A 10,882-nucleotide genomic window follows, 5' to 3' on the forward strand; every position below is an offset into this window, starting at 1 on the left:
GTCGGCCTCGACCGATCGGGTGGTGCGGTGCGGTGCCGCAAGCGGTGGAGGTGCTGCTCGACCTCTCGTCCATGGACGAGATCGGCTACGACGCCACGCGAGAGGTGAGTGCGGCACACATCTCTTCGCCGGATGGCGCCGACGGCAACGATGTGGCGGACTCGATTCGGCGGGACGCGCAGACGCAGTGGCAGCCGGTCGGCACCTGCCGCATCGACAATGATCCGCGGACGGTGGTGGGGCCGGAGCTCGCGGTGAGCAGCGTGGAGAACCTCATGGTCGCCAACGCACCTGTTGTGCCGGCGATCGGCGCTGCCGAGTGAACAACCCCTTGTCATTCCGGGGCGGTTACTGGGCGCTGCGCATGATCAGCAGCTGGTCGGCGAACGACGCACGGGCCGATCCGGCGGCCTGCCGCAGGTCGATATCGACCCGCGATGTTGCTGTTGCCGGCGAACTCGGATTGGAACTACTGCTCGGTGATGTTGGGGTTCGGTTCGAGGGTGGGGCTCGTTGCGGTCCAGCTGGCGAGGATGTCGATGGCTCGTCGTGAGGGTGATTCCGGTTCAGTGGTGTAGATGAAAAGGGTGGTTTCGGGGTCGCCGGGGAGGGTGAGGGTTTCGTATTCGACGGTGAGGTCTCCGACGAGGTTGTGGCGGAGGCGTTTGGAGCCGTGAGTGCGCTGGTGGACGCGGTGTTGTTCCCACCATTGGTCGAATTCGCGGCTGTGTTCGCGTAGTTCGGTGACGAGGTCGGTGGTGGCGCGGTCGTCGGGGTTGCGGCCGACTTCGAACCGGAGGCTTTCGACGGCGGCGCGGGCTTGGTCGGGCCAGTCGAGGAAGAGGGCTCGGGCGTCGTCGTCGAGGAACATCCAGCGGGCGTAGTTGCGGTGGGCGGCGGGGAGCTGGTCGAAGTCGGTGAAGAGGGCTCTGGCCATGCGGTTGGCGGCGAGGATGTCGGTGCGGCGGCCGAGGATGAGGGCGGGTTCGCCGTCGAGGGCGTCGAGGAGCTGGTAGAGGCCGGGGCGGACGCGTTGGACGTCGCGGCTTCCGCGGGGGGTGGGTGCCGAGGTCATGCCGATGAGGTCGTTGAGGTGGGCGCGTCCGGCGGCGTCGAGGCCGAGGGCGCGGCCGATGGCTTCGACGACGGCGGCGGAGGGAGTGATGCGGCGGCCTTGTTCGAGGCGGGCGTAGTAGTCGGTGGATACGCCGGCGAGGCGGGCGACCTCTTCGCGGCGGAGACCGGGTACGCGGCGAACGCGCCCGTCGGGGGGCAGACCGGCGCGGGCGGGGTCGATCTGGCTGCGGGCGCGCCGTAGGAAATCGGCGAGTTCTTGGTTGGTTCTGTTCACGGGTTCGAGTATCTCCGAGCCGGCGCGGACCAGGGTGGACCGGCGAGTCCTAGGTTCCGGAGACCGCGCCTCCACAGGGCGCGAGATGGGCCCTGAGAGGGGCTTGCGGCGGGTCACTGTTGAAGCACGCCACCACGGGAACAGCCCGGAGGCGCATCCCCGAAATCGTGAGCAGAGGACACCCATGAGTTTCCCGACGGATCGACCCGCGACCTGGTTCGTGACCGGTACTTCCCGCGGTCTGGGCCTGGAGCTGGTCACGCAGCTGCTCCAGCGTGGCGACCATGTCGCCGCGACGACCCGTTCCACGGAGCGGCTGCTGGCAGCCCTCGGTGACCGCGTCGACACTTCGCGGCTGCTGCCGCTGACCGTTGATCTGCGTGATGACGAGCAGGTCCGGCAGGCTGTGCACCAGGCCACGGAGCGATTCGGCGGGCTCGACGTGGTCGTCAACAACGCCGGCTACGGCTACCTGGCCGCGGTGGAGGAGACGAGTGCCCGCGAGGTTCGCGACATGCTCGACGTCCAGGTCGTTGGCGTGTGGAACGTATTGCGTGCCGCGCTGCCGGTGCTTCGCGAGCAGAAGAGCGGTCATGTGGTCAACGTGTCGTCGATTCTCGGACTGACCGCGGTTCCGGGCTGGGGCCTCTATTGCGCGGGCAAGTTCGCGCTCGAGGGGCTCACCGAAGCGCTGGCCCAGGAGATGGCCGGCTTCGACGTCAAGGTCACCATCGTCGAACCCGGCTACTTCCGCACCGATTTCCTCACCACCGACTCGCTCGCGCTGCCCGCCTCGACGACGGATGCGTACCCGGGTCTGCGTGAGATGACCGAGAACCACCTGAAGCTCCAGGGCAGCCAGCTGGGCGACCCGGTCAAGGGCGCGGAGGCGATCATCGGCCAGGTTGTCAGCGGCGAGGGCCCGCTGCGCCAGCTGCTCGGCTCGGACGCGCACGCCTACGCCACCGCGAAGGTCGATGCCTTGCGCGCGAACCTGGAGGCCACCGCGCAGACCGCCAAAGCCACTGACTTCGCCGACGCCTGAGAATTCCCGACGCCTGAGAATTCGCCGTTGGCCCCTGAAAGGAACAATTCGTGCGCAAGATTCTGATCGTCATGTCCGCTGCCGGCATCTGGGAACGCAACGACGGCTCGCACTACCCGACCGGGTACTGGGCCGAAGAGCTCGCCGCGCCCCACGAGAGGTTCGTACAGGCCGGCTTCACGGTCGACTTCGCTTCCCCGGGCGGCGTTCTGCAGCCGCTCGACGCCCACAGTGCCGACCCGGAGATCGCCGGGCCGGACTGTGCGCACTACGTTGAGCACGCCGCGCGGGCACTGAGTGAGTTCGGTCCGCTGCTCAAGCTGGACGAGATCGACATCAACGACTACGTCGCTGTGGTCATCCCCGGCGGGCACGGTCCTGTGGTCGACCTCTACCAGGACCGTGACCTCGGCCGCCTGCTCACCGAGGCGGACGCGGCCGGGAAGATCATCGGGGCCGTTTGCCACGGCCCGGCCGGCCTTCTGTCCGCCGTGGACGAGAACGGCAAGTGGCTGTTCGCGGGTCGGGAGTTGACGGCCTTCACCGACGAGGAGGAGCAGAGCTTCGGCACTGCGGAAGGCGCTCCGTGGCTGCTGGCCGGCACGCTGCGTCAGAAGGGTGCGAAGCACTCCGGAGGACCGGCGTACCAGGCGTACAACGTGCAGGACCGGAACCTCTTCACCGGCCAGAACCCGGCCTCCAGCGCCCCCATGGCCGAGGCCATGATCGGCGCGCTCAGGTAGCAGTGCTCACCAGCCGGCCGGCCGGGAAGCCGACAGCCTGCCCTCCACTCGGTCTTTCCCCGGCTGCTGCGGTTTGTGCCGCCAGCCCCCATTGGTCAGGGAGTGGCGGCACCAACCGCATCCGTCGGCTGATGGTCCCCATCATGATCGCTCAGGAAGAAGCGTGGAATCCGTGATCACATCTCTGTCTCAACCCGATGCCGTCGGACGTGTCGAGAAGGGCTTGTTCATCGGTGGTCGATGGCGATCGGCATCCGGCGGGGGCAGCTTCTCGGTGGAGGATCCGGCCACCGGGCGGACACTGGGTGAGGTGTCGGACGCGACCCCGGCGGATGCCCTGGCCGCCCTCGACGCCGCAGGTGCCGCACAGGCGAAGTGGGCTGCGGTACCCCCGCGCCGGCGGGGCGAGATCCTTCGGCGTGCCCACGACCTGCTGATCGGGCGCATCGACGAGTTCGCGTTGCTGATCACCCTGGAGATGGGCAAGTCACTGGCCGAGTCCCGGGCGGAGGTCGAGTACGGCGCGAACTACTTGCGCTGGTTCGGTGAGGAAGCCGTCCGGATCGACGGAAGCTGGAAGGTCAGCGAGGACGGCACCGCCCGAGTACTGGTCACCCGTCAGCCGGTCGGGCCCTGCCTGCTCATCACGCCTTGGAACGCGCCGCTGGCCATGCCGGCCCGCAAGATCGGCCCGGCCGTGGCTGCCGGCTGCACCATGGTTGTCAAACCCGCGCCGCAGACGCCTCTGACGACGGCTGCGTTGGCGGCGCTTCTGACCGAAGCCGGCCTCCCCGGTGGCGTGCTCAACATCGTTCCCACCACACAAGCCGCCGCGATCACCGAGTCCCTCCTCCTGGACGGCCGGCTGCGCAAGCTGTCGTTCACCGGCTCCACGCCCGTCGGCCGCCGGTTGCTGTCCCAGGCAGCCGACACCGTCTTGCGGACCTCGATGGAGCTGGGGGGCAATGCTCCGTTCATCGTCTGCCGCGACGCCGACATCGACGCCGCAGTCGAGGGTGCGATGACCGCCAAGCTCCGGAACGTCGGTGAGGCCTGTATCGCCGCCAATCGCTTCCATGTGCACGCCGACGTCGTCGACGAGTTCACTGAGAAGCTCGTCGCGCGCATGAGCACCATCACTGTCGGACCCGGCACGGACCCTGCCTCCGACCTCGGGCCGATGATCGACGCGCGCCAGCGGCGCAGGGTCGCGGACCTGGTCGACGAAACAGTCGACGCGGGCGCCCGAGTGCGCACCGGCGCTCGGGTTCCCGAGGGACCGGGCTACTTCTACCCGCCCACCGTACTCACCGACGTCCCCGCCGGCTCTCGCATCACCCGCGAGGAGATCTTCGGCCCGGTCGCTGCCGTCCAGACCTTCATCACCGAAGCCGAAGCCCTTCACGACGCCAACAACACCGAGTTCGGTCTCGTGAGCTACCTCTACACCCAGGATCTGGGTCAGGCTCTCCGGATGAGCGAACAGCTCGAAACGGGCATGGTGGGTCTCAACCGCGGCTACGTGTCCGACCCGAGCGCCCCCTTCGGCGGCATGAAGCAGTCCGGCATCGGCCGGGAAGGTGGTAACACCGGGATCGACGAATACCTGGAGCAGAAGTACGTAGCCATCCACATGGGTACTCCCCGGTCAGGGGACAACGGTGCCCTCGCCGCGGCAACGCCGATCCGATCCGGCGTCGATGGGCCGGAGGGCGGGCGATGACCGGCAGCACCGTTTTCGACTCGTTCTTGTTCCGCGACTTGTTCGGGACAGCCGAGATGCGGGCTGTCTTCTGTGACCGTGCCTACGTGGACCAGGTTGTTCGCGTCGAAGTCGCGTTGGCGCAGGCAGAGGCACGAGTCGGCGTCATACCGCGCCACAGTGCGGACGTGATCGCGGCATCGTGCGACCCGGCGCGACTCGACCGTGATCGGCTTCGCCGCGACACAGAGACGGTCGGATACCCGATCCTGCCGATCGTCGAGCAACTCGCTGAGCAATGTGGTGACGCCGGCGGATATGTGCATTGGGGAGCCACCACCCAGGACATCATGGACACGGCGACGGTTCTCCAGTGCGCCGAGGGCTTGACCCTGGTCTCGGACGCGCTCGATCGCCTGCGCGCGCACTTGCGCCGTCTGGCCGCGGAGCACATCGACACGGTCACGGCAGGCCGGACTCATCTCCAACACGCCCTGCCCGTCACCTTCGGCTACCGGGCGGCCGTCTGGTTGTCCGCACTGGACCGCCATGCCGAGCGGCTGACCGCCGTGCGGGAGCGGGACCTGATGGTGCAGTTCGGAGGAGCGGCAGGAACCCTGGCTTCTCTCGGCCCGGGGCCGGCCGGCCTTCGGGTACGTGCCGAACTGGCCGCGGAACTCGGCCTTCGCGACCCCGACATCACGTGGCACGTCGCGCGGGACGGCCTTGCTGAGATTGTCGGCCTGCTCGCGGCGATCGGTGCTTCGGTCGGCAAGATCGGCACGGACGTCGCGTTGATGTGCTCAACGGAGTTCGGCGAACTTGCCGAACCATTCGTGCCGGGTCGGGGGGCCAGTTCCACCATGCCCCAGAAACGCAACCCCATCTCCAGCGAGCTCATGGTGGCAGCGGCGAAGCTGCTTCGTGACAAGTCCTCCGCCATGCTCGACGCGATGATGCAGGACTTCGAGCGCGCCACCGGGCCCTGGCACGTCGAATGGGCCGTGATCTCCGAGGCATTCCTGCTGCTCGCCTCATCGCTCTCCCAGGCAGAGGAGGCGATGGCCGGTCTGCATATCGATGCGGAGCGAATGCGAGCCAACCTGGGCTTGACCGGCGGGCTCATCGCCGCGGAAGCCGTGATGATGGCACTCGCACCCGAAATCGGCCGTCAGCACGCCCACAAACTCGTCTACGCTGCCTGCAGTCGAGTGCGAGATACCGGCAGTGAGCTGGCCGTCGAACTGCGCAAGGACCCGGATGTCGCGGCAATCCTCGGCGACGACCGGATCGACGCGCTCTGCCACCCCGCCGGTTACCTGGGAAGCGCGCAGGCCATGGTCCGTAGCGCAGTGGGGGCTGCCGCGGAGCAAACCGAAGCGGAGGACCGAGACGGCTCTCGTCAGTTCAAGACGTGCGAATAGGCGCGATCGGGACGGCTTGCGGCGGCCCGAAGTACTCCGGACCACCATCAGCACCGGTATCCGGGCCTCCCAGGCCGCCGATGACACCTTCGGCGGCCTGTCGGACGGCGACTACGACACCCGGCCCGCCGGCCGGGTACGACTCGTGGCGGCCTCGGCCGGTCGGCCGGCGCCTCTGCCGGTGCGCGCCGACGCCTCGACGCTGAACGAGGCGCGGCCACCATCGGCACCTTCAGGTCCTCGATCGCGCCCGGCAGACCGGAGCTCACCGTCAGGTCGTCCAGCGACGGCTGCCGACCGCGCCACACCGAGATTCGGCTCTGGCTCCCGGAGAAGGCGCGCAGCCGGTCGTGCAACCCGGGCAGGCTGCCCGCGTCGATACGGGAGAAGTCGGGCTGCACACTCCAGTGGGCCATCTGCTGCCCGTTCAAGGGGCGCGCTGCCGTTGAGAGCCGACGCCGACACCACCAACAGGTGCTGATCGGCGGTTTGCTGCTGGGACGGCGCCGGTCGCCCGGAAGACGCCGGTGATCCGCAGGGTCATGGCGCGCCCGAAAGCGTCCTCCACCTGAAGGCTGGAACCGGGTTTGACGACCAGACGCCTGGCCAGCGCGTCGGGCACCGCCGCGTCGACCGGAGCGGTGGACCCGGTGGCGCGCTGGACATCGGGGAGCGAAGTGAAGGCGCCGGCCGGGGCGCCGGCCGTGCCGGCGGGCCACCGCCCGGCAACCAACCGCCCGAACCTGCCCCCGTCCTGCACCGCGACCGGGGTGCAGCCCGCTTCCCCCGGGACCGCGCGGCGGGCCCGCCCCGTCGACCCCTGTCACGGACAGCGGCGACGTCCCCAGCAGCCCCACATATGTCCGCTGCGGCACCCCGGCGAACACCCGCTCGGCGGCGGCCCGCACATCTCGGTCGGCGGCGGCCATTCCTCCAGCCCGGAAGGAGGCGCTGGCACTTACCTGCGCGTCGAGGTCGGCAGCCAGCCGTTGTACGGCCCCGGCCTGCACCGAACTCCCCGCCAGCGCCGCGAGCGCGGCCATCGCCGTCGCGCACAGCAGCACGGTCACCGCGACAGCGGTCAGCACCAGCCCGTGCTGCGTGGCCCGCCTGGCAACGACGGGGAGCCGCTGCCGCGCCGGGCGCGGACTCCCCCGGCGTCGCCGCGGCGAAGACGTCAAGGCCGTGGCGACCACATGAACCCCCGCAGAATCGAACATGTGACGGTGACGGCGCGCCACAGTCCTACCAGGCATGCGCCCAACGACACAGGAATTGCTGGCCTGTTGGGGACGAGCACCGCGGGTGCAAACAGGACGGCCGAGCCCGCGGCCGGGTTCGGGTGCGGGTGGCCGTGGTCGACTGGTCGCCAGGGCCGGCTGCCGGAAGTGCGCGCACCCGCGGGGGACGCGCCAATGACTTTGTGAAGCACCGTGCCTCGTCACCGAAGCCGTGGTCCTGGTCGTCATCGCCGGATACGTGATCTCCGCCCCGCGGCCCCGCTCGGACCGCTATCGTTCCCGTGGGCTCTTCCTCAAGCTTCCGGTGCCTTCACGGACCGAGAATTGAGAGGGGACTCTCTTGGAGAACAACAAGCACAATCTGTGGCCCCGCGTCCGTCGCGTGGCTGCGAAGGTCGTTCCGAACGTCGTGTCGGGTGTACTCGTCCAGCTCATTCTCGCTCTGTGCGGCCTTAACTGAGGGAGAGTCAAGGGGGAACACCTCCGGGGAGTACACCGGGGCCCCCGAAACAACTCCACTGCACTCCGTCCCGCGACGCTGCGAAGGGGACGACAGCAGACCGGGCAACGACATCCGGGCGAAGCACGCGGCCGCCAGAAGGAAAGAGGCCCCGTCCGCGGCGATCACCCAGCATCCGCCCACGGACGCGGTCAGCAAGCCGGCAGTCGTCGGACCGAGGATCTGCGTGGCGTTCCTGAGGGTGGCCGGCAGGGAACCGGCTTGCTGGATGCCGCGTCCTGCCGTCAGCCCTTTCGCGACGACGCCGCGCGGCGCGGGCCTGGTCGCGCCTACGTCGAGTTCACGGCCGGCGAGAAGCGGTCCTGGCTGGAGGGGCACGGCTCCCCCCGCCGAGCAGAAGCATCGCAAGCAGCGGAGTGACCTCCAGGACACCGAAGGCCAGGGCCACAGGCGACATGACGCTGCCACCATAGAGATCGACTGGCCGCCAAGAAACTACGTGAAGGCGGGTGAGCGGAGCGGCTGCCCGGGCACGGGGCCAGTACGAGAGACCGATGGCGCGTCCCTTCCAGTTGGTTCACCGTCGTGGCTCTCTGGCGCATCTGTTGCAGGCACAAGCGGCCACCGGTCCACCGCACGCGGGAAGTCTCAAGTCGTTTGCGCGGAGCGGCGCCCGGCTGCGAAGCCCGCCCACCAGCTCGCATCGGACCCACCCCGGCCGACACTCCGACGGGAAGCCCTGTGATAGTCCAGTTCTGGCCCAACGGCCCGTAATGCGGAGGCGTCCTCGCCCCACCATGACGGCCTCGCGCCGCGGCGGCCCTGCTGCGCACGCATCCGGGTACTGGCTGATCATCCTGCTGACACGACCTCAACCACCGTGGCAGGCTGCGGTGATCGGGTACGGCAGGCGGAGAGGGCTCGCGTGGAAGCACGGATGTGGGACGCACTGGTGGGCGTGGCGAAGAAGGCGTACACCGCCGGGCTGGGCGAGGGCGCAGTCCCCCGCCCGCTCATCATGCCGCTGGTGCGCGGCGAACTGCTCGGAATGATCTGGGCCCGCCCCGTCAAGGTCGGCCAGGACGCGCTCACCGGGATCGCGGAACTGTCGAACATCGCCGCGGCCGCCCGCGCGGACGAGGCCGTCCTCGTGTGGGAGACCCACGACGTCGCCACCGCCTGCGAGCTGCCCATCGTCGGCCCGGCGCCCTGCCTGAACATGGTGTTCGCCACCCGGGACGGGCACGTCCTGCACCAGTTCCCCTACACCGAGCAGCTCCTGTCCCGCGGCACCGATGGCTGGGCATCGGTCGCCCCGGACTGGGGACCGGCCCCCGCGCCGCAGCCCGGCGGCGAACTGGTGCCACCGATCCAGGCCGCGGTGAACTACTCCTTCATCCCGATCGAGCTGGACCACCCCGACCCGTTCGGCGTCACCGTCGTACTGATGGAAGAGGACGGCTACCGGGTGAGCCTGACCGAGGCGTTCGACCGCTGAGCCCGTGGCACGCAGCTTCGACGACGCGCCCCGCCCTATCCAGGACGCGGACGACCTGGTCCAGGCCCGCCGACGGGACGCAGGCGAACGGATCTACGTGGTGACCATCAACCTCGTCATCGACGAGCAGGGGACACGTGCCCGGCTCCGTCGGCTGGACTGCATCTGGCGTGCCGGACGGGCGGTCAGCTGGCTGTCTGTGCTTACCACCGGCACCGTCTCCTCGCCGTCGGCGACCCGGACAGTTCGTCGTTGTCGGCGTCCGGTCTGTGGGATTCTGTTCCTGCGGTCCGTGTTGGCGCTGGTCGGGGTGCGCCTCGCCGGTCGGGGTTTGCCCACCCTCCAGCGTGCTGAGGCGCAGCCTACTCGGTGATCATCACAGGATCATTCGGGAAGGTACGCCCTCCGCGTCCGACCCGGGGCCGATCCACAGGTCCTGAGCATCGCGTGAGTGGCGGCTCGGAACGCCGGTATGTCAGTGGCGCCGGTTATGTTGCCGAGTATGACAAGTTGGATCGACTGCGGCGTCATGGCGTGGATGGATGAAAGCCGGTACGGGGACGACGAAACCGTCCTGGTCTACTACAAGGGGACCAGTCTGGCCGCCATGGCCGAAGGCCTGTCCGCACAGCACCGGCCACCGTTCGCCTACGGCAACGACACAGCACCCGGCGGCTGGGGCGTGATCGTTCACCACATGTTCAACCCCTCCCGCGACGACTACGACGAGATCGACTACCGCGGGTTGTGTCCCCAGGGCGCTGAGCTGGTGGTGTTCGTTCCCAATCCGTGCATCGCCAAGGCCCACGGACCCAAGGCGTACCACTACAAGGACGGCCAGATATCGTCCTGCATCGACTACGAAGCCCCTGACCACGTCGGAGAATACTGGCCCAACAAGTTGGCCCCCCTCATCACGGCGGCCGGACTGGACTATCAGAACGAGACCCACGAGGAGCAGCTGACTCAGCTGATCTGTGACCACCTGGGGCTGCCCGCACTGGATCGGGACACCATCACGGTGGACCGGGACCTGGTGGCCTCCTACTTCTAGGCGATCTTTACCGAGATGCATCCGTTTGAGGGTCACGTCCGCGGGAGTGGTGTATCGACGGCCACTCGGTGATCTCTTCTTTGAGGCTATGCGGTGAGTTCGGTGGGCACGACGGTGTCGTCGTTTTCTGACTCGATCGGGTGGAGGCGGGCCTTGGCGAGCAGGTCGAGGCCCATGTAGCGGCGGGCTTCGGTCCACTCGTCGTTCTGCTCGGCCAGGACCGCGCCGACGAGCCGGATGAGGGCGGTGCGGTCGGGGAAGATGCCGACCACGTCGGTGCGGCGGCGGATTTCCTTGTTCAGCCGTTCCTGCGGGTTGTTCGACCAGATCTGCCGCCAGATCTCACGCGGGAACGCGGTGAACG

General features: G+C 68.5%; 9 protein-coding genes. 7 read left to right on the forward strand and 2 right to left on the reverse strand.

Annotated features, from left to right (window positions below; genetic code table 11):
• Positions 1-44 precede the first annotated feature (44 nt).
• Positions 45-323, forward strand: a complete 279-nt coding sequence (locus H293_RS0145645; protein ID WP_020124443.1) for a GMC oxidoreductase — start codon at positions 45-47, stop codon at positions 321-323.
• Between the two features lie 146 nt (positions 324-469).
• Here the strand turns inward: H293_RS0145645 and H293_RS0145650 are convergent, their stop codons facing one another.
• On the reverse strand, positions 470-1,351 hold the full coding sequence (locus H293_RS0145650; protein WP_020124444.1) for a helix-turn-helix transcriptional regulator: 882 nt from the start codon (positions 1,349-1,351) through the stop codon (positions 470-472).
• A 184-nt stretch (positions 1,352-1,535) separates the two neighbouring features.
• Here H293_RS0145650 and H293_RS0145655 point away from each other — a divergent pair, with 184 nt between their 5' ends.
• From H293_RS0145655 to H293_RS0145695, 6 genes are all read left to right on the forward strand, one after another.
• Entirely contained in the window at positions 1,536-2,396 is an 861-nt protein-coding gene (locus tag H293_RS0145655) for an SDR family NAD(P)-dependent oxidoreductase (protein ID WP_020124445.1), read from the forward strand.
• Positions 2,397-2,446: 50 nt separating this feature from the next.
• Positions 2,447-3,139 carry a type 1 glutamine amidotransferase domain-containing protein gene (locus H293_RS0145660; RefSeq protein WP_020124446.1) on the forward strand — a complete coding sequence of 231 codons (693 nt, stop codon included), beginning with the start codon at positions 2,447-2,449 and terminating at the stop codon, positions 3,137-3,139.
• Between the two features lie 163 nt (positions 3,140-3,302).
• Complete coding sequence (locus H293_RS0145665) at positions 3,303-4,862, forward strand: NAD-dependent succinate-semialdehyde dehydrogenase (RefSeq protein ID WP_020124447.1); 1,560 nt, start codon at positions 3,303-3,305, stop codon at positions 4,860-4,862.
• The gene (locus tag H293_RS51800) at positions 4,859-6,265 is read left to right on the forward strand and encodes a class-II fumarase/aspartase family protein (protein ID WP_020124448.1); all 1,407 of its coding nucleotides are present in this window, start codon (positions 4,859-4,861) and stop codon (positions 6,263-6,265) included. Before H293_RS0145665 ends, H293_RS51800 begins: the two co-directional genes overlap by 4 nt.
• 2,638 nt (positions 6,266-8,903) lie before the next feature.
• Positions 8,904-9,464, forward strand: a complete 561-nt coding sequence (locus H293_RS0145685; protein WP_020124449.1) for a hypothetical protein — start codon at positions 8,904-8,906, stop codon at positions 9,462-9,464.
• Between the two features lie 502 nt (positions 9,465-9,966).
• The gene (locus H293_RS0145695; RefSeq protein ID WP_259294714.1) at positions 9,967-10,518 is read left to right on the forward strand and encodes a hypothetical protein; all 552 of its coding nucleotides are present in this window, start codon (positions 9,967-9,969) and stop codon (positions 10,516-10,518) included.
• 86 nt (positions 10,519-10,604) lie between these two features.
• Here H293_RS0145695 and H293_RS51810 read toward each other — a convergent pair.
• The coding region (locus H293_RS51810; protein ID WP_020124452.1) for an IS256 family transposase at positions 10,605-10,882 on the reverse strand (278 nt) is incomplete at its 5' end.

The sequence above is a fragment of the Streptomyces canus 299MFChir4.1 genome, from assembly GCF_000383615.1.
GTDB lineage: Bacteria > Actinomycetota > Actinomycetes > Streptomycetales > Streptomycetaceae > Streptomyces > Streptomyces canus_C.